Origin of the sequence: Acidithiobacillus ferrooxidans ATCC 23270 (assembly GCF_000021485.1) — a bacterium.
Classification (GTDB): domain Bacteria; phylum Pseudomonadota; class Gammaproteobacteria; order Acidithiobacillales; family Acidithiobacillaceae; genus Acidithiobacillus; species Acidithiobacillus ferrooxidans.
The window spans coordinates 2,591,034-2,610,777 of the sequence record NC_011761.1 but is presented as its reverse complement, the minus strand read 5'-3'; the positions used below and the strand labels follow the sequence as shown (position 1 = coordinate 2,610,777).

General features: G+C 59.5%; 19 protein-coding genes and 1 riboswitch. Of the genes, 5 read left to right on the top strand and 14 right to left on the bottom strand.

The genetic code is table 11. The features are described from left to right. Positions 1 to 65: 65 nt before the first annotated feature. The 6 genes from AFE_RS13440 to AFE_RS13415 form a co-directional block, all read right to left on the bottom strand. On the bottom strand, positions 66 to 647 hold the full coding sequence (locus AFE_RS13440) for a TMEM175 family protein (protein WP_012537481.1): 582 nt from the start codon (positions 645 to 647) through the stop codon (positions 66 to 68). Positions 648 to 740: 93 nt separating this feature from the next. Then, the gene (locus tag AFE_RS13435; protein WP_012537480.1) at positions 741 to 2,000 is read right to left on the bottom strand and encodes an SAM-dependent methyltransferase; all 1,260 of its coding nucleotides are present in this window, start codon (positions 1,998 to 2,000) and stop codon (positions 741 to 743) included. Between the two features lie 101 nt (positions 2,001 to 2,101). Then, a complete protein-coding gene (locus tag AFE_RS13430) occupies positions 2,102 to 2,980 on the bottom strand; it encodes a prenyltransferase/squalene oxidase repeat-containing protein (protein ID WP_012537479.1) in 879 nt (292 codons plus the stop codon). Between the two features lie 93 nt (positions 2,981 to 3,073). Then, complete coding sequence (locus AFE_RS13425; protein ID WP_009569544.1) at positions 3,074 to 3,391, bottom strand: DUF190 domain-containing protein; 318 nt, start codon at positions 3,389 to 3,391, stop codon at positions 3,074 to 3,076. A 10-nt stretch (positions 3,392 to 3,401) separates the two neighbouring features. Then, positions 3,402 to 3,779 (bottom strand): fluoride efflux transporter CrcB, encoded by a 378-nt coding sequence (gene crcB / locus AFE_RS13420; RefSeq protein WP_009569543.1) that lies wholly within the window; start codon positions 3,777 to 3,779, stop codon positions 3,402 to 3,404. A gap of 51 nt (positions 3,780 to 3,830) precedes the next feature. Then, positions 3,831 to 3,894, bottom strand: a riboswitch (Fluoride riboswitch). Next, positions 3,893 to 5,584, bottom strand: coding sequence for an ArnT family glycosyltransferase (locus AFE_RS13415; protein ID WP_012537478.1), 1,692 nt, complete (start codon positions 5,582 to 5,584; stop codon positions 3,893 to 3,895). It overlaps the preceding riboswitch by 2 nt. Before the next feature lie 443 nt (positions 5,585 to 6,027). On the opposite strand from AFE_RS13415, the gene pgi reads away from it, so the two are divergent. The 4 genes from pgi to AFE_RS13395 all read left to right on the top strand — a co-directional run bounded on the left by pgi (position 6,028) and on the right by AFE_RS13395 (position 10,661). Beyond that, positions 6,028 to 7,647, top strand: a complete 1,620-nt coding sequence (pgi, locus tag AFE_RS13410; protein WP_009568056.1) for a glucose-6-phosphate isomerase — start codon at positions 6,028 to 6,030, stop codon at positions 7,645 to 7,647. A 111-nt stretch (positions 7,648 to 7,758) separates the two neighbouring features. Beyond that, complete coding sequence (locus AFE_RS13405; RefSeq protein WP_012607567.1) at positions 7,759 to 8,928, top strand: D-alanyl-D-alanine carboxypeptidase family protein; 1,170 nt, start codon at positions 7,759 to 7,761, stop codon at positions 8,926 to 8,928. A 180-nt stretch (positions 8,929 to 9,108) separates the two neighbouring features. Beyond that, on the top strand, positions 9,109 to 10,356 hold the full coding sequence (gene kch / locus AFE_RS13400; protein WP_180830455.1) for a voltage-gated potassium channel protein: 1,248 nt from the start codon (positions 9,109 to 9,111) through the stop codon (positions 10,354 to 10,356). Beyond that, positions 10,353 to 10,661, top strand: a complete 309-nt coding sequence (locus tag AFE_RS13395; RefSeq protein WP_009568061.1) for a superinfection immunity protein — start codon at positions 10,353 to 10,355, stop codon at positions 10,659 to 10,661. The genes kch and AFE_RS13395 overlap by 4 nt, the downstream gene beginning before the upstream one ends. On the opposite strand, the gene AFE_RS13390 is transcribed toward AFE_RS13395, so the two are convergent. Together AFE_RS13390 and AFE_RS13385 are read right to left on the bottom strand one after the other, a co-directional pair. Continuing rightward, positions 10,642 to 11,727 carry a septal ring lytic transglycosylase RlpA family protein gene (locus AFE_RS13390; RefSeq protein ID WP_012537476.1) on the bottom strand — a complete coding sequence of 362 codons (1,086 nt, stop codon included), beginning with the start codon at positions 11,725 to 11,727 and terminating at the stop codon, positions 10,642 to 10,644. The genes AFE_RS13395 and AFE_RS13390 overlap by 20 nt on opposite strands. A gap of 317 nt (positions 11,728 to 12,044) precedes the next feature. Beyond that, entirely contained in the window at positions 12,045 to 12,416 is a 372-nt protein-coding gene (locus AFE_RS13385) for a glycine zipper domain-containing protein (RefSeq protein ID WP_012537475.1), read from the bottom strand. A gap of 247 nt (positions 12,417 to 12,663) precedes the next feature. On the opposite strand from AFE_RS13385, the gene AFE_RS13380 reads away from it, so the two are divergent. Then, a complete protein-coding gene (locus AFE_RS13380) occupies positions 12,664 to 13,050 on the top strand; it encodes a hypothetical protein (protein WP_012537474.1) in 387 nt (128 codons plus the stop codon). Positions 13,051 to 13,054: 4 nt separating this feature from the next. Here AFE_RS13380 and AFE_RS13375 read toward each other — a convergent pair whose 3' ends face one another. The 6 genes from AFE_RS13375 to AFE_RS13350 all read right to left on the bottom strand — a co-directional run bounded on the left by AFE_RS13375 (position 13,055) and on the right by AFE_RS13350 (position 19,744). Next, complete coding sequence (locus tag AFE_RS13375; RefSeq protein WP_012537473.1) at positions 13,055 to 13,768, bottom strand: type 1 glutamine amidotransferase; 714 nt, start codon at positions 13,766 to 13,768, stop codon at positions 13,055 to 13,057. Between the two features lie 98 nt (positions 13,769 to 13,866). Beyond that, entirely contained in the window at positions 13,867 to 15,171 is a 1,305-nt protein-coding gene (locus tag AFE_RS13370) for an ammonium transporter (protein ID WP_012537472.1), read from the bottom strand. Positions 15,172 to 15,225: 54 nt separating this feature from the next. Further along, positions 15,226 to 15,564, bottom strand: coding sequence for a P-II family nitrogen regulator (gene glnK, locus AFE_RS13365; protein WP_009567505.1), 339 nt, complete (start codon positions 15,562 to 15,564; stop codon positions 15,226 to 15,228). A gap of 53 nt (positions 15,565 to 15,617) precedes the next feature. After that, complete coding sequence (locus tag AFE_RS13360; RefSeq protein WP_012537471.1) at positions 15,618 to 16,790, bottom strand: porin; 1,173 nt, start codon at positions 16,788 to 16,790, stop codon at positions 15,618 to 15,620. A gap of 181 nt (positions 16,791 to 16,971) precedes the next feature. Continuing rightward, a complete protein-coding gene (locus tag AFE_RS13355) occupies positions 16,972 to 18,447 on the bottom strand; it encodes a SpoVR family protein (protein ID WP_009561017.1) in 1,476 nt (491 codons plus the stop codon). Continuing rightward, on the bottom strand, positions 18,440 to 19,744 hold the full coding sequence (locus AFE_RS13350) for a YeaH/YhbH family protein (RefSeq protein ID WP_012537470.1): 1,305 nt from the start codon (positions 19,742 to 19,744) through the stop codon (positions 18,440 to 18,442). The genes AFE_RS13355 and AFE_RS13350 overlap by 8 nt, the downstream gene beginning before the upstream one ends.

Here is a 19,744-nt window from a genome sequence, read left to right as displayed (position 1 = left end):
TGCATGAAAGCAATCCGGTAAACGTCTGTACAGGCTCATTCCCGCCTCCTCATTTGCCACATGTATCATCGCTCAGGGCTGTCGATGAGGAGATTTTCTATCCGGCGATCCGGAATCAACCACAACAAGGCCAGGCCCAGATAGACGAGTTTGGCCGCCGTGGGGGACCATTGGGCGGAAACAATACCTATGAAGTAGAGGGCGGGCGAGGCCTTCCCCTTCCAGTCTCGACCGATGGCGCGGCGCAATGTCGGCGCCCCGGCGGCGATAATGCAGGACTGGAGGATAAGATAGGCGACGGCAGCCATAAAAAGTACGACGCCGTACAGTTCGGTAGGAGCGACGGCGAAATGGTTTTCACCCATCCAGCTCGTCACAAACGGGAACAAAGAGAGCCAGAAGAGCAGGTGCAGATTGGCCCAGAGAATGGCGCCGTTCACCTTTCCGCTGGCCTGCAGCATGTTGTGATGGTTATTCCAGTATATGCCGACGTAGATAAAACTCATCACATAACTGAGGAACACCGGGAGCACCGGCAGGAGGGCATGCAGGTGCTCACCATGGGGCACTTTCATTTCGAGGACCATGATGGTGATGATGATAGCGATCACACCATCGCTAAAGGCTTCCAGTCGATTTCTGCCCATACGGTATTCCCGTGTCCCAGGCGGATGACTCCGCGCCCATAAAGATTGTTGGTTAGATAACTTGCCGTGCTGATTTTTGCAAGTCTGTCATTTTTACAAATCCCCCCAATCTGGCGCGGCCAGGCGGAAACTGTCCTCCTGATACTGGTAATGCCGCTCCCAGGGCCGCGGCGTCAGCTCGGCACCGCCCTGTTTGACGGCCAGCACCTGGTGCAGGGCCGACCAGTTGCGCCAGAAGGCATAGGCGCAGCCCGCCATGTAGATGGTCCAGATGCGATAGCGCTTGTCCCCCACCATGGCGATGGCTTTGTCCTTGTGTGCTTCCAGACGTTGTACCCAGTGGATGAGCGTCTGGGCGTAGTGGGGGCGGAGATTTTCCACGTCCAGGACTTCCAGATCCTGCCCCGCCATTTCCAGCACCAGGCGCCACAGATGCGGGATTTCGCCGTCTGGGAAGACGTACTTGTCCATGAAATCGCTGCCGGAATGGTGCCCGTCTTCGTCATCCTGCTGGCTGGCGGTGATGCCGTGATTCATCACCCAGCCACCTTCCCTGAGCACCCGGTTGATGACGCCAAAATATTCTCCGAGCTTGGCGCGGCCGACATGCTCGAACATCCCTACCGAAGAGACCTTATCGAAATAATCCCGTTCTGGAATGTCGCGGTAATCCTGCAGGCGGATTTCCACCCGATCCGCCAGACCCTCGCGTTCCATACGTTCCTTGGCGTAGGCAAACTGCTGCTCGCTGAGGGTGACCCCCACGCCCTGAATCCCGTAATGTGTTGCGGCCCAGCTCAGCAGACCACCCCAGCCGCAGCCGATATCCAGAAGCTTTTCACCCGGCTGCAGATGGAGTTTGCGGCAGATATGGTCCAGCTTCTGCTCTTGGGCGGTGTCGATATCTTCCGCGCCGGTTTTGAAGTAGCCGCAGGAGTAGACCATGTTGCGGTCCAGCCAGAGCTTGTAGAAGTCGTTGGAAACATCGTAGTGGTAGTGAATCGCGTCGGCATCCCGGGATTTGCTGTGGGCGGCGTGATATTTGCGGAAAATGCCGCTCCTGGGTTTTTTGGCGGGGAATGCGTCACTCAGCCCTTCCGCCACCGCGAGAATATCCTGATAGCGACCATCGATGCCGATGGTGCCCTCTACGTACCCTTCGCCAAGCACATCCAGGGCACTGCCCATGAGCATGCGCGAGATGAGTTTGGCGGAGCTGATGTGCATGGTGACGCGGATGTCCTGGTTGAAGGCGTATTCATGGCCATCCCAGAAGATGATGCGCAGAAACAGCGGTTTTCCGTTGAGACCCTTTTTGACGTGGTCCAAAAAGTTGGTGCGTAGATCCTTCACGTTGAGACTCCTGTCCTTTCAAGCCAAGCCGAACGGCAGAAATGCCTGCTCATCAGTGCGAATGTCTGCCCCCCAATTCAGTGTAGAACATCCCCGCTCGTTCAAATTCCCGTCAATGTCTGTAACAGCGGGTTACGGGATAAGCCCGCTGCGATCATTACTGCATGAAAAGTGCCCTCCAGGGTGGCAATGGCGCCAGCGCGGCGTCCGAAACCGCCATTCACCGGCTGGCATGCGCGCACATAGGCCATGACGGCCTCTGGATACCGCGGCGCGATGTGGAGATGCGCCATCTGTAGTATCCCCCAGAAGATGGCCTCCAGACGGGTGCTGGCGCCATCGGGGCTGAGACGCAGGCCGAGGGTGGCATCTTCGCAGGCATGCAGGAAGATTCGATCCTGCGGGCGAAGGGGCTGACCCAGAAGCCGCTGCAAGGCCCAGGCGATGCCGCTGTCGACCAGGTTGGGGTGACTGCCGAAGCCTCCGGCGGCGGCCTCCATGCCGTGCAGAATCGCTTCGGCGCCGCTACGCATGATTTCGGGCAGGGGCTCATCCGGGGCGAGCATGCGCTGCAGTTGGACGCAGCGCTGCCAGTCCCGCAGCGTCTCGCTGCTGGCTGCATTTTTATGGCCTGTGGCCTGGGTCGCCCAATTCAGTAAATGAGGGCGCGGATCGCGGAGAGGGGTGTCGGCCAACAGACTCAGGGCGCGCACGCCAAAACTGGCATTGGTCAGGCTGGAATACCGCCCCTGATCGTCCTGCAGGGATTGCAGCCAGCGGATCAACTCGGCGCGGTGGGGGATGGCCATGCCCCAGAGGCGAAGCATGGCGACGGCATAAAAGGTGTCCGGTGCGGTGGACTCTTCCACGCCCCAGACCCGGTAGAAACAAAAGCCGCTATCCGCCGACTGACGGCTCAGCACATAGTTTTGCGCCCGTGCCCAGAGTTTTTGGTCATCGTCCATGTCCGTGCCCGTCATCGGCATCCAACGCTCTGATATCCCACCCGCAAGCCGGACAGGCCATCGCGCCGAGGGATATTTCCGCATGACAGAGTGGGCAGTGATGATGGTTCATTCGCAACCGCAATCGGCTTCCCAGCGCAGGATGTGGCCCGGTGGCACCAACTCCCGCAGGTGCGGCATCACCGCATCCACAGTCTCCGGCTCGTCAAAAAACTCCAGTACCAGCGGCAAATGCACATTGAGGCGCAGAACATCGTCGGCATGTACCACCCCCTTGCTGCCAAAGCCCGCGATACCGCGAAAGGCGGTAACGCCTTGGACCTTGTACTGGTCGTGGAGCATGCGGAAGATTTCCTCCATGAGATTGTGTCCGCCATGCTTGTCGCCTTCCTTGATGTAAACGCGTACTACAGAGACGGTCGTCATGATGCACCTCTCAGGTACTGTGGGAAATCCAGGCCCCGGCAAAAGCGGCACCGACGCAGAGAAACAGTGATGTAAACATATAGAGCAAGCCTTTTACGGCCTCGCCATTTTCAAAAAGCACCAGGGTTTCGAGGGAAAATGTCGAAAAGGTGGTGTAGGCACCCAGGCCGCCGGTGAGCATGCCCGTGCGCAATTCCGGGCTCACGGAAATACGTTCCAAGGTCTCGAAAAACAGAAAACCCATGAGAAAACAGCCCAGGACATTGATGCTCAGGGTGGCCCAGGGAAAACCGCGGCCGAATGCCGCCTGCACCAACAGGGTCTGTCCATAACGCGCCCAGGCGCCGAGCACGGCGAACAGCGCAATGAAGCCGAAAGTGGCGAACATCTCTACCCCTTCATATGATTTCCAACTCCCCACCGCCCGACCTTGCGATCGGGATCAGTAGCAGTCATCAGCCTATAAAGGCGGTTATTGGGCGGACTCCATCGCCACACGTTTTATTCATGGTAGTAAGGCGCAATGGCATGGTCAAGGCCTTTCGTGCGCGGGCTGATCCGCAACAGGGCGATATTTTCGTGGTTATAGATCTCGTAGCGCAGCAGGACGGTCTGCTGCCGGTATGCCGCGGGCACGGCGGCGCGAACTGCGGCGACGGCGTGTTCCGGGCAGACGAGATAGAGCGGCTCCGGACCGAGCACCGCCGGTAATTCCGTCAGGGTCTGCAAATGACGGATGGGCATGTTGCCGCGCCCGGCATAAAACAGAAAGCTCGGCTGAAACCATTGCCAGGACGCCAGCCGATAAGGTTGCGGGCCTTGCAGGGCGGCAATACGTTGCCCCATCTCCCGGGAGGGCTTCACCCCATTCAAGGACGGGGTGATGACAAAGACCAGCAAGGCAGTCAGCGCCATGCCGCCGACGCCCAAAGTCGCCCATGCCGGCACCCAGCGCCGGTGCCAGAGCAGGGCGCCGGCGCCGGCCGCAGCCAGCAGATAAGGCAGGCCGATCTCCACCATGTCCGGCAGGTGCGGCTCGCGTAGCGGTAGGACCAAGCCCGCAAAAAGGCTCATGGCCAGTCCGATCAGGAACAGCACTCCGGCCGACAGGATCAAACCCCGGCGCGCAGGACGAGTGGTACCCGCCCGGATTTTCTCGAAATAGGCGGCCAGCAGAATGAAGAGCGGCGGATAGGCTTCCCAGACGTAATTGGGGAGTTTGGTAGCGGAGAGGGTGAAAAAGCCGATCCACGCTGCCGCCCAGACCAGCAGGAACAATGTCTTCGGATGGCTGCGCAAAAATTGCCGCCGGGAAAGCCATACATCACGGAAAACCTGGGGTAAAAAAATCGACCAGGGCAGCATCCCGAGGAAGGTGCTGATGAGATAATAGACCCAAGGCCCACGGTGCCCCTGCATGCTGTCACTGAAGCGGCCGATGTTCTGCTTGAAGACGAAAGCGCGATCCCAGGCCCAGTGGGTTTCGACGCCGACGGCAAGATACCAGGGCAGGGCGATGATCAGAAAGATCGGTACTCCCCAGGTCAGTCGGCCTTCCCGCCAGAGAAAGGACAGTTCCCGGCGCAGCAGCAAAAACAGGACGATGATCAGGCCGGGCAAGAGAAATCCAATGGGGCCTTTGTCCAGCGTGGCGAGGGCCATGGCGGCATAGGCGATGAGGATTTCGCGGCTGCGTATGTCCGGGAACAGATAACCGCGCAGGTAGCTCAGCAGGGCGATCGTCACCGTCAGGATCAGCAGCGGATCAGGGGTGGCGCTGCGGAAAATCACGGTGCTGTGCAGTGCCGTGGCGGTCATCAGCCCGCTGATCAGTGCGATGTTTTCACCATACAGACGCCGCAATCCGATGATCAGATACAGAACCAGCAGGGCGCCGGCAACGGCGGAACCCATTCGTAAACCCCAGGAGTTCATTCCCAGCATTTTGACGCCGGTCCACATCAGCCAGTAGTTCAGCGCCGGCTTGTCAGGCATCAGCCGTGCGTTGAAGGTCGGTACCACCAGATTGTGCTGGGCGATCTGTTCTTTCAGGGATTGCGCATAGATGGGCTCATCGATGTTCCACAGACTGGTATTGCCCACGTCCCAGCCGAAAAACAGCAGCGCCAGCAAAAAAACCGCGGATGCCTTGAGTCCGAAGACTCGTCCGACGGCACTACTCCGGGAGAACATGGGCAGCTCCCCGAGGAGTTACACGGGCGTCAGGCGGCGACTCGGAAAACCAGGACGGGCTATCGCGCGAAACGGCGGGTAGTGAGGCAACAATCAAGGCGAATAGAGGTTCCGGATCAACAAAGACCCGCAGTATAAGCTGCTCAGCCGGTTTTTCAAAAAACGCGCAAAAACGGGCTGATCTGCCAAGTAGCCAAATTTTCTCACACATTAAATCATAAAAAATGAATATTAATATAAGCTGGTGAAATTGGACGGGACGGGAAATATCGGCGCAGACCCGCAGGCGAAGGCGGTATACGGCACGAAGCCATTGCCTGAACGCTATGATGCTGCGAATTTTTTCGGTGCAAAACCGTTGCCCTTGCAGTGGAGACGCGCCTTGCCTACTCTTGGGTCAGTACCATTCCGCGTCCGTCCCGTTTTGCGCAAGGAGTTTTTTCGTGTCCGCACCCTTGAATACCTCATCCGTCTGGCGGGATTTACAGCAGCATCGGCAAAGTTGGGAGGGCGTGACCCTGCGTCAGCTCTTTCAGGACGACCCGCAGCGCGCCCGGAATTTTTCCGCCGAGGCCTGCGGCCTTTATCTCGATTATTCCAAACACCTCATCAACCCGGAGACCTTGCGTCTGCTGATCACCCTGGCGCGGGCGCGGCACCTGGAAGAACGCCGTGCGGCGATGTTCGCGGGTGAACGGATCAATCGCACGGAGGGGCGGGCGGCTTTTCATGTGGCTCTGCGCGCACCCAAAGGCCATGTCATGCGCACGGCGGGGGTGGATGTGGTGCCAGAAGTCCATAAGGTACTGGACCACATGGCCGCCTTCACCCGATCCATCCACGATGGCACCTGGCGAGGGGCGACCGGTCAGCCCATTCGCAAGATCATCAATATTGGGATTGGCGGCTCCTACCTGGGGCCGGAAATGGCCTGGAAGGCTCTGCGCCCGTATCGTCACCCCGGCATGGAGCTGGGTTTCATCGCCAATGTGGATGGCGCGACTTTTACCGACGTTACGGCGCATCTGGACCCTGCCGAAACCTTGTTCATCGTCTCTTCCAAAACCTTCACCACCCTGGAGACCATGACCAACGCCCAACAGGCCCGCCATTGGGTTACCTCGGCCTTGGGCGAGGCGGCCGTGGCCCGGCACTTCGTCGCCGTATCCACCAATGTCGAAGCTGTCGAGGCCTTCGGGATGGATACCGGACACATGTTCGGTTTCTGGGATTGGGTCGGCGGGCGTTATTCCATGGATTCGGCCATCGGCCTGTCCACCATGCTGGGGGTGGGGGTTGAGCATTTCACCGCCATGCTGGCGGGTTTCCATGCCATGGATAACCACTTTCAGACGGCGCCCCTGGAGCAGAACCTGCCGGTGCTCATGGGTTTGCTGGCGCTCTGGTATAACAATTTCTGGGGTGCCCAGACCCTGGCCATATTGCCCTATGCCCATGATCTGGCGCGTTTCCCCGCTTATCTTCAGCAACTGCAGATGGAAAGCAACGGCAAGGGCGTGGATGAGGATGGTCAACCGGTTGCGGTCGATACGGGCGCCATTATCTGGGGTGAGCCCGGCACCGACGGGCAGCATTCCTTCTATCAATTGATTCATCAGGGTACGCGGCTGATTCCCTGTGATTTCATCGGCTTTTGTCAGCCACTCAGTCCGTTGGCCGAACAGCACGAGTTGCTGATGGCTAACCTCATCGCCCAGGCCGAGGCGCTGGCCTTTGGCAAGGCGGCGGAGGAATTGCGTGCCGAAGGGGTGGCCGAGGCGTTGGTGCCATTCCGCGTTTTCCCCGGCAACCGGCCCAGCAGCGTCCTTCTGGGGGATCGTCTCGACCCCCATACTCTGGGGGCGCTCGTCGCACTTTACGAGCACAGCGTCTTTACCCAGGGGGTTATCTGGGGTATCGACTCGTTTGATCAGTGGGGCGTGGAGTTGGGCAAGGCGTTGGCGCAGCGGATCGTGGCGGAACTGCAGAGTACGGCCCGCCATCCCCACGATGCCTCGACTGCCACATTGCTGCAGCGCTATCTGCAGCGCCGGGGTGGCTGATCCCGGCGGGTGTGCCGCTGCTGGAAATTTACGATGCCGACCGGGAACTTTTCCCTGTCAGGGGGTTTCCAACCCAGTATTATCCGCCGGATTGAAGAACCGCCAAAAACAATGAAATCGCCAAACATTCTGGCCCTCGTGGCGCTGCTTGTGTGGGGGGGTGCCAACGCGGCGACCCCGGATTTACCCCCATTGCCAACCCTGCCCCCGCCACCACCCATGCCGGCGCCACAACTGACGGGCATACAGGGCGCGGTCCTCCTGGATGTGAACAGCGGTCAGGTACTGGTGGCGGAGAACGCCGAAAAACCCCTCAACCCTTCCGGGCTGGTCAAGTTGATGACGGCCTACGTCATGTATCAGGCGGAAAAGCAGGGACTGGTGCCGCCGCAGCGGCCGGTTCATGTCTCCAACGAGGCCTGGCATGCGCAGGGTTCGCGCATGTTTATTCAACCCCACCTGCCGGTGACCATGACCCAACTGGAGCATGGCCTGTTGATTGACGGGGGGAATGATGCGGCTGTCGCCATCGCTCAAACGGTGGCCGGCAGCGTCGGTGGTTTCGTCGATCTGATGAATCATGATGCGGCGGCGATGGGGCTGCAACACACCCACTTTACCAACCCCGATGGCTTGCCCCAGCCGGGCCAGACGAGTACAGCGCTGGACATCGCGCGACTCTCGAAACGCTTGATCCAGGCGTATCCGCACGTGTTACAGGTGGCGGGGAAGGTCTCTTACACTTACAACCATATCACCCAGTACAACTACAACCCGCTTGCCGGTCAGGAAAACATCAATGGTCTGGGTGTCGGCCTGGCGGCAAAGAACAGTTGGAATCTGGATGTCAGCGCGACCCGCGGCGGACGCACCCTGGTGGCCGTCGTGCTGGGGGCGCCTTCACGCAGTGCGGCGGGCAGTGATGCGAGCGCGCTGCTGGATTACGGCTGGAACGGCTGGCAGAATCTTCCGTTGTATAAGGCCGGACAGGTGGTCGCGCAAATCCGTCATGTGGACTGGAGTCCGGAAGTGGTGGAGGGGGTGACCACCCGCGCCGTCGTGGTGTCTGAACCCAAACAGCAACAGGGTGTCAGGCTGAACACGCGGTTTATTCCCGCCGCCGGTCTCAAGGCGCCGATTCGCGCCGGTGCACCCATCGGTACCCTGTCTGTCCGTTGGCACGGCCGTATCCTGCAGAGTGTGCCGGTGGTTGCACGGAGCGACGTGCAGCCGGCGGGATGGTTCACCCGCCTGTTACACGAAGGAGAATCCTGGCTGTGATCTCCGTGCTGTCGGGCGTGTCCACACCCCTGGAAATCAAAAGCTGACGGTTCGTCGCGCCGGCATGCACAGGGCGCTGCGCCAGCCATAGGTCGCTGCAGCGATCCGCAAATGCTACAGTTCCGTACGGACGATGTTTGGGCTGAGAAGTGTCCGGCCTCCGAAAGTAAGGGTCTGTCCATGATCAGAATCCCCGATGTGATGAGATGGTCACTGCGACAGCGGTTTTTTCGCTTCGTGGCCAAGGCGCGTGTGGTATTGAATCTGGATGTCTGGTTTCCACAGATTCCGATGGCGCTGGCCGTTGGGCTGTTGGGGGGGCTGGCGATCCTGAATGCATTGCCGCGCCTGACCCGGATCTTTCCGGAGCTTGCAGGCCTTGCCCCCTCCGCCAGCCTGACCCAGGCCCCGCTCTTGTCGGCACTGGGCACGGTACCCGAGGCGATTGTCGGTATCGTCCTGTTGCTGATGGCCATCGGGTTGTTGTTCCGCTCCCGCTTCTCCTGGGCCATTACTCTGATGCTGGCGGCCGCGATGCTGGCCATGTTGCTGCACCACTACGGTTTTGTGTGGAGTGGCGTCGTTGCCTACAATGCGGCGATTCTGATGGCTCTGCTGGTGTTCCGGCGCCATTTTGCGCATACGAGCGTGGCTGCGGGAACCCTGTTTGCGGCGATATCCATTTTGCTGCTGATGAGTTACGCGGTGCTGGGCAGTTACGTGCTGGGCGCGGGCTTTTCGCCGCCCATCATGAATCTGGTGAATGCCCTGTATTTCTCCGTGGTTACCATGTCCACCGTCGGGTATGGAGATATCGTGCCGAAAAGCGAAGACGCCCGGATTTTTGTCATCTCCATCATCATCCTGGGCATCACCGTTTTCGCAACCTCTATTTCCGCGGTTGTGGTACCGCTGGTAAACGGCAGGATGCAGCGTCTGCTCATGGGAGAGAAGCGGCGCAGTCACCGTAGTCACTATCTGATCATCGGGGATAACGCACTGGCCCAGAATACCTACCGCGCGCTGCGCGCCAGGCATTTGTCGGCACTGGTGCTGGTGCCCGTGCACCCGGAGCGACTCTGGATGGCCACGGAAGATCTCATGATCGGTGATGCAACGGACCTGGATGTATTGCGTAGGGCGGGAGCCCAGTATGCCCTGGGAGTGCTCGCATTGCGGGCGAATGACAGTGAAAATGCCTTTATCATTCTCGCGGCGAGAGAGTTGGGTGTTTCCGGGAAAACCGTGGCGGCGGTTCAGAACGCCAAGCATCTGGAACGTCTGCGACAGATCGGGGTCGACCTCATCATCTCTCCGGAAGTGTTGGGCGGGGAACTGCTGGCGCTGGCCCTGAGCGGTGAGAATCTGGCAGGAGATGTCATTATCCATAAATTGTTTACCGCGAAGGCGGAAGGAGCTGAGATTTGAGCGCGTTGATCGCCATAAGCATTGCCATATTTGCCTTGATTGCACTGGGCGTTGCGGCGCTGTTTTTGCACATGGTGGTATGGTTGCTGGCTGCCATACTCGGTCTGTTGATCTATTTTATCCCCAGCATCATCGCCGCCGCACGCCACCACGAGCATTTTCTATGGGTGCTGATATTGAACATCGTACTCGGCTGGTCGGGCATCGCCTGGATTGCTCTGATTGTCTGGGCCATTCTCGGCGAACGGAGGGAACCACCCCTGCGCAGGCTGGGCGCCGACGCCTTTAACCCTCCTGCTCGCTGACCACAAAGGTCCCGAGGCGCAGGCGTCGCAGGCTGGCCGCGTAGTCCTCCGGGGCGGCGGTGGGGGCCATGGGACCGATCTTGATCTTATACAGCCCGCCCGCGGTCGTGGAGGGTACCGGCACCATCTGCGCGGTGCTTATGCCGAAATCCTGCAGTTTGCTGCGCTCACGAACCGCGGTCTGCAGATGCATGGGGCTTGCTGTTTCCAGATAGATTTGCTCAGATCGCGGTGCCTGCCGCCACTGTCCCAAAGTATGGGCGGTGGTCTCCCTATGTGGTGGAAGGTGAGCGGGCGGGACCGTGCGGGCGGCGGCAGGCATGGCGCGAACCGGACCGCTGGCAAACGTATCGTCCACAACCGCCGTCAGCCTGGCATTGGCATGGGCAGTGGAGGGAGCGGTATAGGCGGGTATCGGTATCGCCGCCGGTGCTTGCGGGACCGGTGCGGGTACCGTTCCGGGCACGGTGCGTTGGACCACGGGCAGTACCCTGGGCAACGGTGCGCCAGGTGCCGGACTGCTGGGAATCACCTGAATATGTACCGGTGTCGTGCCTCGGCTGAGCATGCCCAACCGGCTGGCGGCACCATAGGACATATCCATGATACGGCCGCTCACGAAGGGGCCGCGATCATTCACCAGGACGACGATGCTGCGCCCGTTCTTCAGGTTGGTGACGCGCACGCATGAAGGTAGTGGCAATGTCCGGCTCGCGGCAGTCATTTGCCGGGCGTGGAAGGCGGTACCCATGGCGGTCACGTCGCTGGACGACTGCCGGTCGTACCAGGAGGCGATGCCATTTTCAGAGAAATCCGCGTCACCGCGCAGCGGATGGTACCAGCGACCGTTGATTTCGTAAGGCTGGTTGTAGGCGGCATTCAGGTCAGGCGTGGTGGCAAAGCAGTCCTGTCCGGTGGAATATCCCGAGCCCGCCATGGCCGAACCGTAGCTATTGCGCGGCTGGCCCGCAACATGATCAGGCATGCTCGCACAACCCGCTAATGCCGCGGCACCAAGGCCAAAAGCCCCCAGCCTCAAAAGCCGCAGATGAAACCGTACGCGCATGTCTCCCCCTGGTCGGAACCGTTCTGGACGTTTGCCGATGCGCGGTCTCCGTCTGGAAATACCCCTGCATTTTAGGCCATAGTATTTGAAAAGTTCAAGCAAGGCTAGGGGTTGGATGTTTATCCTCAAGCTGTAGGCTAGAAATGCCAGCCAACGAGTCTGTACTGCCGGGACTTCTACCGCTATGGGCCATATCGGTTTTATCGTGGAGATTGCCGGCGCGACTCCGGCACGCCGGAGCGCACCGTCCCTCCAGTCTCCCCTGCATGGGTTGCAGCGGGGTGCCGGAGGGACGGACTACCCTCTCTGGGTTCCGCTTATTGCGGGGAGCAGGTATATCCTGGCGGGCAGGCGGGTGGCTGCTGGTATTGCGGGGCCGTTGGCGTACACACATAGCCGGAGGGGCAAGGTACGTTACCTTGTGGCGCGGCATAATAGCCGGGTTGTGGCGCCGGCTGCTGCTGGCTGTGTGAGAGGCCGTAACCGGCGAGTCCGCCCAGCCCGGCACCGATGGCGGCACCAGCCAGCGGCGAGCCGGTTTGATTCCCGATGACCGCGCCCGCGACGGCGCCGAGCAGGGAACCGCCCGCCGTGTTGGCCGTAGTGCCGTTGGTGGCGTAGGGATTATTCGCGCAGCCCGCAAGCGTCAGGGGCAGTGCAGCAATCATTAACCAGCGTGCAGTGTTCATGGTCATCATCTCCTCATATCGTTTTGAGCCAGTTACGTCTCATTATGAAGCAAAATCCCACAGGTATGCCAGTGTGGTGAATGGGGTACACCCCCACGGCCCAGCCGGTCGCGATGCCTGCTCCGGGGGCGGGGCGCCGTCATGGTGAGTCCCTTCCCGAAGGAATCCCCTGCGCGGTCTTTTGCCGTATAATGGGAAAGCCAGGTTCACCCCGGACCAGCCTCATAATTTCGCTATGGAGAATGCTATGACCTTATCCTTACGCCTTGCAGTAGCTTCTTTGGTGCTGGCTCTTGGGTTGAGTGGCTGCACCGCCAGCTGGGCTCCGCAAGTCAACCCCGTACCGTACTATACTTTTTACCCGGCATCTCTCAGCGTCGTCACGGCAGCGGCGGAGAAGGCACTGCCCCAGGCGGGGATGCGGTTTACCGGATCCAAACAGATCAGTCCCGATACCGTAGAAGTGCATGGCTACGATCCAGAGGGTAATGCCATCCTGATCACCCTGCAAACCAAGGGTGCTGCGGTGACAAAATTCTCGGCACGTATCGGTCTGTATGGGCACCTCCGTGAGGTGGAAGAGATCGAGCACTGGATGGGCCAGTATGTAGGGCAGGCCATTGCGCGGCCCTGAACGGTCAGCGCAACTGCTCCAACCACGGGCGGTAGATGGCCGCAGCGCTGGCCAGCAATGCTTCACATCGGCGCTCCAGATGGTCGTGAATGGTCTGGCGGCTCTGTACGCCCGCACCGGCTTGTTGCAAGTCATCCGCCATGCTTTCGGTCCAGGCTTGCACCGTGGTGGGGGTGACTTCCGGGTGGCCTTGAAGCGCCAGGCAGTGCTTGCCGATGGCAAAGGCCTGCTGGGCGCAGAGGTCGCTGGAAAGCAGGGGCACTGCACCGGATGGCAGGGAAAAGGTTTCGCCGTGCCAGTGAAAGAGCGTAAACGTGTCGGGAAGCTCCGTGAACCAGGTGCTGCCCATTGCTTCGGGGGTCTTGGTGACGGGCCACCAGCCGATCTCCGGGCCATCCGGATTAGGGGTCACCTCGCCGCCCATCGCTTGGGCAATCAGTTGCCCGCCGAGGCAGTGTCCCAGGACGGGGAGTTCTTCGACCACTGCCCGACGAATGATTCGTTGCTCGGTGAGCAGCCACGGGTACCGGTCCGTATCGTGGACGCTCATGGGTCCACCCATGATGATCAAGGCGCCATAGTCGGCCAGGTCATCGGGAGCCGGCACGCCCAGATCGAGGCGGTGTACGTCCGTTTGATGCCCCTCTGCCGCAAGAATATTGTGCAGGCTTCCCAGCCCTTCTTCCGGATGATGCTGTAAAACAAGAATCTTGGTCATGATGCAGGCCCTTCAGTGATGCCGGTATGCCATGATGACATACAACACGGCGGTTGCCCGCCGTGTTGTATGACCGTAGGGGTGTTGGGTGGTTGCGTTCAGTCACCAGTCACCGGCCGGCGTTCGCCGTCACCGAAGAAGGCGTAGGCTTCCTCGCCATGCACCGCATCGTCGCCGATCAGCAGTTCTTCTTCCGACATGCGCAGAGGCACGACCAGGCTGATGAGCTTGAGCAGAATGTACGTCACTACGATGTTCAGCACGATGATGAATGCCGCACCGACGAGTTGTAGCCAGACCTGATGCCAGTTGCCCTCGATGGCGCCGCCCGGAGTGCTCAGGCTGAAGGCTGCACAACCCGCCTTGGTTGCCAGTAAACCGGTCATCACACCACCGAGGAGACCCGCCACGGCATGGGTATGGAAGACCCCCAGGGTATCATCCACCTTGCGGAACAGTGCGGTTTTGCCAAGCAGGTTCATGCTGAGCCAGGGGATGACGCCGGAGCTGATGCCGATGGCAATCGCACCCCAGCCATCGACCACGCCCGCCGCCGGGGTGATAGCCACCAGCCCGGTGATCATGCCCTGCACGGCACCAATGACAGATGGCTTCTTGAAGTAGAAGATGTCCATGATGGTCCAGACAATGACACTGACCGCCGTGGCGATATTGGTGTTCAGTACCGCCGCACCCGCATCGCGGCTGGCGGCGTAGGGATCACCACCGTTGAAACCGTTCCAGCCGAGCCAGAGGATACCGGCACCGACCAACATCAGCAGTACGTTGTTGGGCTGGAAGTTTTCGCGGTCACGCGCGAGGCGTGGTCCAATCACCGCGGCCGCCACAAAGCCCGCGACACCTGCGGAGAGATGAATGACATAACCACCGGAGTAATCAATGACGCCGAGGCTGGAGAGGAAACCGCCACCCCACAAACTGAAGGCACCAACGGTATAGGAGAAGGTGAGCCATAAGGGAACGAAAATCATCCATGCCCTGAAGCTCATCCGTCCCAATACGGCGCCGGCCATAATCACCAGAGTAATGGCGGCAAAGACAAACTGGAAATATACCATGGTGGACATGGGAAAGGCGGCGCTGGTGTTGGAGGCCGGAATCAGGGCCTGTTTGAGCTCATCCTGCATACTGATGATGGGATGCGGCGTACCGACGAAAGGGAACCATTGATTGCCGAAGCCCATGTTATAAGCCCAGAGGACCCATGCGATCAGTACTGCGGCAAAGGCGTAAAAGGCCATAAAAGCGGAGTTGACGGCCCACTTCTTCTTGACGATGCCCGCGTACAGGACGACGAGCCCGGGAACACTCTGCAAGCCAACGACAGTCGCTGCGGTAAGCTGCCACGCATTGTCGCCGGTATTAAGCCAAGCTACTGACATGAAGAAATTCCTCCCTATAAGGATTCGGAGCGGTTGTAAAACGGTTATAGGTGATTACAGTGCATCATTACCGGATTCTCCGGTGCGAATACGGATGGTCTCCAGCACTTCGGAGACGAAGATTTTACCGTCACCAATCTTGCCGGTGCGGGCACCTTTTTCGATGGCTTCAACGGCCTGGTCGACGGCGTCATCGCTGATTACCGCCTCGATTTTGACCTTGGGGAGAAAATCCACCACGTATTCCGCGCCGCGGTAGAGTTCGGTATGACCTTTCTGGCGACCGAAGCCTTTGACTTCGGTGACCGTGAGGCCCTGGATCCCGACTGCCGACAATGCCTCACGGACATCATCGAGCTTGAAGGGCTTAACTATGGCAGTAATCAATTTCATGACGACACCTCTTGCGCAGGGTTGGAACATCGCGGGGGCAACGACCCCGGGGGTTAGAACATGAAGCCGGTTTCGACCATGCCCCGGAGTTGGTTCTGGGCGAGGCTGTTGCTACCCGAGAAACCAGTGCCGCTCTGCATGGACGCGGTAACATAAGAAAGCTCAGCCCGAGCGAAAAAGCCGCCGTCCTGGTAAGTCGGTGTCACGGTCAGCGACCAGGCATGGGAACCGGGGCCGAAGCCGGTGAGGTTGGCGGCGCCATCGTTGGGGTTGCCGGAGTTGCTGATGTATTCCACCCGCCCGGCGATGGATATTTTGTCCGTCAGGCTGTAATCGGCAAGAATGGCGGCCCCGAGGGTGCTGGTCTTTCTGGTGCCGGCACCCAGCGCCTGAATGGCGCTGGCCGGTACGCTGGTATACTGCACGTAGGGCGTAACGACGAGGTTTGCGCCCGTGTAGGTGTAACCCACGTCGAAGATGCTTTCGTTATTCTGCAGCGGTGTAGTGGCGATGGAGGAGTAGGCATAATCGGTCTGTCCCAGATTCCCGCCACCTTGGAAGAACACGCTGTTCTGTTTGTTGATCGCCCAGGTCAACATGCCGGTCATCCAGTTGAAGCGATTCGAGTAGAAGCCGTCATTCCAGGATACCGAGGCGGTGACCGGCCCCATGGTGTAATTGGCCTGGATGCCCTTGTTGACGGCATTCTCCTGGCCCCAGAGCAGGCCGCGCTCAATGTTCCAGTTCTGGTAGCTGAAGGTGTATTCCGCGCCGATCAGGGTCGGGAGTTTGCCGATCTGGACATTGAAGTTATCGGTGGGGGCAATTTCGAGATAACCGACGGGCAGGGCACCGAAGGTGTTCTGGGTGAAGGTGCCGGTGGAGACAAAATTGGACCCGAGGCTCATGACGTTATAGGCCCCTGCCTGCAGATAGAACTGCACCAGACCGGAGTTCTTCTGGATGATCACCTGACCGTTGCTGATGTCGGCGGACGCAGATTTGTTGCCGGGATTGCCTGATCCTGCGAACTTGTTGTCCTGCCAGACGGCGTAGCCGCTGGCCACGCCCTGCACGTTCAGCGTGCCCAAAGGGCCGGCCTGGAAGGTCAGGGGGCTGGGCAATGCCAGAGGTGATGCATGACCAGTCCCGATCGCCAGCGGCGATAGGGCGAGTACAGTCAGCGGAATGATTTTATGACCATAACTCCTTTTGGAACTCTTCATGTTTGCTGCTCCCATTTGTGTGAAATTACAGGGAGCTTCTAGCAAACTTGGTGCCAACTTATAACAGGCTATAACTTAACGTTTTTTGGAAAATGGCATGGAAGTGACCGCATTTGGTGCACCAGTTCAATGCGCCACGCACTATTATGGTGCAACCTTTGGGGTTGTCGGAGTCGGATCTTCAGGGTGCGCCGGATTCGCTCAGGGAAAGCTCTTCCATGTCCAGATGAACATCATACCCCCAGAGGGTGTGAATCAAATGGAGGGTCTTTTGGGCTTCATCCTGATCGAGGGGCTGAGAATCCATCTGCCGTAGACGCAGATGACGGTCCCCCCAGCGATCCACGGACACGATCTGAATGTCCGGCGGGCGGGCGCTTTCCGCGATTTGTCGGGCAAAAGCCTGGCGCAGATACTGGTAGCCCGAGTCATCATGGATGGCGCTGACCCGGTATGTCGTAGCGTCTGGGTCGTTGCTCAGGGCAAAGAGGTGCAGGTTGCGCATGACCTTGGGCGAGAGGTATTGCAGGACGAAGCTTTCGTCACGGAATTCGCGCATGGCGAAGTGAATCTGCTTGCGCCAGTCGGGGTCTCCGGCAAAGGAAAACCAGCGGCGGTCTTCGTCCGTGGGCGCGAGACAAATCCGCTTGATGTCCTGGAACACGGCAAAACCCAGGGCATAGGGGTTGATTCCGCTGTAGCGCGGATCATCGAAGTCCGGCTGGAAGGTGACGGCGGTGTGGCTGGCGTAAAACTCCAGCAGGGTGCCGTCGGTAATCAGCCCCCGGGCATGCAGGCTGTGCAGGATATGGTAATGCACGAAGCACGCGAAGCCCTCGTTCATGATCTTGGTCTGTCCCTGGGGATAGAGATACTGGGCGATCTTGCGCACGATACGCAGTATTTCCCGCTTCCAGCCCTCCAGGTGTGGGGCGTTTTTTTCGATGAAATAGAGCAGGTTTTCCTGGGGGGCTGGCGGGAATACGTTGGAATCAACGGGCTGGCTGGTGTCATGCGGAGGCAGGGTGCGCCATATTTCCAAGAGCTGCTGCTGCAGGTAGCGTTCACGTTCTTCGCGGCGTTGCTCTTCCTCGCGGGCCGAGAGCTGGCGCGGGCGGCGGGCGCGATCCACGCCATTGCGGCTGATGGCATGGGCTGCATCCAATATGTCGGTTACCGCCTCGATCCCATAGCGTTCCTCGCAGCGGGCGATGTAGCGCTGGGCGAACGCCAGATAATCCAGAATGCCCTCCGCATCCGTCCATTGCCGGAAAAAGACGTTGTTCTTGAAAAAGGCGTTATGCCCATAAGCCGCATGGGCGATCACCAGAGTCTGCATGGTCATGGTGTTTTCTTCCATGAGGTAGCTGATGCAGGGATTGCTGTTGATCACCAGTTCATACGCCAGACCCATTTCGCCGCGACGGTACTGCCCGGACTCGATGGCACGTTGCTTGCCGAAAGACCAGTGGGCGTAATAAACCGGAAGCCCGATGGAGGCATAGGCATCGAGCATCTGCTCGGCGCTGATGATCTCCAACTGGTTGGGATAGGTGTCGAGCTGAAGTTCATCTGCGGCGATGGCCGCAATTTCTTCGGTGACCGCATCGATCCGCGCGAAGGTCCAGTCGTTGTCGGTAAAGAGGAACCTAGACATGGCTTGGCGTCTCCTCAGTGGCAAAGAGTGTCCGGAACATCGGGTAGATATCCTCGCGCTCGCTGGCGCGGGCGGTGACCAGCTCCGGGAAGTCCTGGGCAATGGCATCGTAGAGTCGCAGAAGATCACTCTCGCTGTCCCGGTTGACCTCCAGATAGAAGAGGTTGCGCAGGCGCGGCAGCAGGTTCAGAAGGTGCTCTTCCACCACGGCGTTGTCGGCAAAATAATTGTCACCGTCGGACACCTGTGCCAGGTAGACATTCCATCGATCCGGGGGGAAGCGTTGTCGCATGATTTCTTCACTCAGGATGATGGCCGGAGAGACCAGCGTCCCACCTCCCTCGCGGGCGCCGAAAAAGGCCTGTTCGCTGCACTCCGAGGCGGTGCTGTGGTGCTTGATGAACACCATCTGCACGGCCTGATAGTGCCGGTGCAGGAACAGATACAGCAGCAGAAAGAAGCGCTTGGCCAGGTCCTTTTCCTTTTCACCCATACTGCCCGAAACGTCCATGACGCAGAACATCACCGCGTTGGTAATGGGGTGGGGTTGCTGGTCGATATGGGCGAAGCGCAGGTCGGCCTCGTCGATGAATGGAATCGCTTTGATTTTGCGCTCCAACGCGTCGATCTGATGATTCAGTTCACTGAGACGCTCCTGCTCTACGGAGACATCCTGCTTCTGTGCCAGACGGCCTTGAATCTCCTCCTGCAGGACGTTGCGAGCATCCAGCAGATCCTGCAATTCCCGGCGTTTTCCGGCACGCAAGGCCAGCCGGCGGGCACGGGCGGCACGCATGGTGCGGCCGACGTGCATGCGGGAGGGGCTGCCGTCCTTGATGAAACCCGCCCGCCGCCATTGATCGGCCTGGATATCCCCCTGCGCCATTTTACGCAGATTGGGTAACGCCAGTCCGTCGAAGAGCAGGTCCAGAAACTCGTCGGCGGAGAGGACGATGGCGACTTCGTCTTCTCCCAGACCGTCCGGAGCCCCCGCCCGACCCTTGCCGGAACCGCCTCCCTCGGGCTTGTTGATTTCGTCGCCACGCTGATATTCCTTGTTACCGGGTAGCACCCGCTCCCAGGAGGTATCGCTGAGGTCGCGGCGAAAGCTGGGTTCATGGAGATCGCGGGTGGGGATGGAAACGGGTTGGTCGGTATTGGCCAGATCCTCAATGGAGCCGGAGCGGGCCATTTTTTCGACGGCGACCTTGAGTCGGGCGCGGACACGTCTTTGCAGGCGGTCCTGATTGGCCGTGGATCGGGTTCCGGAACTGCGCCGGTCGATGATCATGCTCAT

Bases quoted from the DNA above. Each gene is read 5' to 3' on its own strand.
- AFE_RS13405 (WP_012607567.1), top strand. From the start codon at position 7,759: ATGAAATCGCCAAACATTCTGGCCCTCGTGGCGCTGCTTGTGTGGGGG.
- AFE_RS13430 (WP_012537479.1), bottom strand. From the start codon at position 2,980: ATGACGGGCACGGACATGGACGATGACCAAAAACTCTGGGCACGGGCG.
- AFE_RS13390 (WP_012537476.1), bottom strand. From the start codon at position 11,727: ATGCGCGTACGGTTTCATCTGCGGCTTTTGAGGCTGGGGGCTTTTGGC.
- AFE_RS13360 (WP_012537471.1), bottom strand. From the start codon at position 16,790: ATGAAGAGTTCCAAAAGGAGTTATGGTCATAAAATCATTCCGCTGACT.
- crcB (WP_009569543.1), bottom strand. From the start codon at position 3,779: ATGTTCGCCACTTTCGGCTTCATTGCGCTGTTCGCCGTGCTCGGCGCC.
- AFE_RS13440 (WP_012537481.1), bottom strand. From the start codon at position 647: ATGGGCAGAAATCGACTGGAAGCCTTTAGCGATGGTGTGATCGCTATC.
- kch (WP_180830455.1), top strand. From the start codon at position 9,109: ATGATCAGAATCCCCGATGTGATGAGATGGTCACTGCGACAGCGGTTT.
- AFE_RS13355 (WP_009561017.1), bottom strand. From the start codon at position 18,447: ATGTCTAGGTTCCTCTTTACCGACAACGACTGGACCTTCGCGCGGATC.
- AFE_RS13370 (WP_012537472.1), bottom strand. From the start codon at position 15,171: ATGTCAGTAGCTTGGCTTAATACCGGCGACAATGCGTGGCAGCTTACC.
- AFE_RS13425 (WP_009569544.1), bottom strand. From the start codon at position 3,391: ATGACGACCGTCTCTGTAGTACGCGTTTACATCAAGGAAGGCGACAAG.
- glnK (WP_009567505.1), bottom strand. From the start codon at position 15,564: ATGAAATTGATTACTGCCATAGTTAAGCCCTTCAAGCTCGATGATGTC.
- AFE_RS13380 (WP_012537474.1), top strand. From the start codon at position 12,664: ATGACCTTATCCTTACGCCTTGCAGTAGCTTCTTTGGTGCTGGCTCTT.
- AFE_RS13375 (WP_012537473.1), bottom strand. From the start codon at position 13,768: ATGACCAAGATTCTTGTTTTACAGCATCATCCGGAAGAAGGGCTGGGA.
- AFE_RS13415 (WP_012537478.1), bottom strand. From the start codon at position 5,584: ATGTTCTCCCGGAGTAGTGCCGTCGGACGAGTCTTCGGACTCAAGGCA.
- AFE_RS13350 (WP_012537470.1), bottom strand. From the start codon at position 19,744: ATGAGCATGATCATCGACCGGCGCAGTTCCGGAACCCGATCCACGGCC.
- AFE_RS13385 (WP_012537475.1), bottom strand. From the start codon at position 12,416: ATGAACACTGCACGCTGGTTAATGATTGCTGCACTGCCCCTGACGCTT.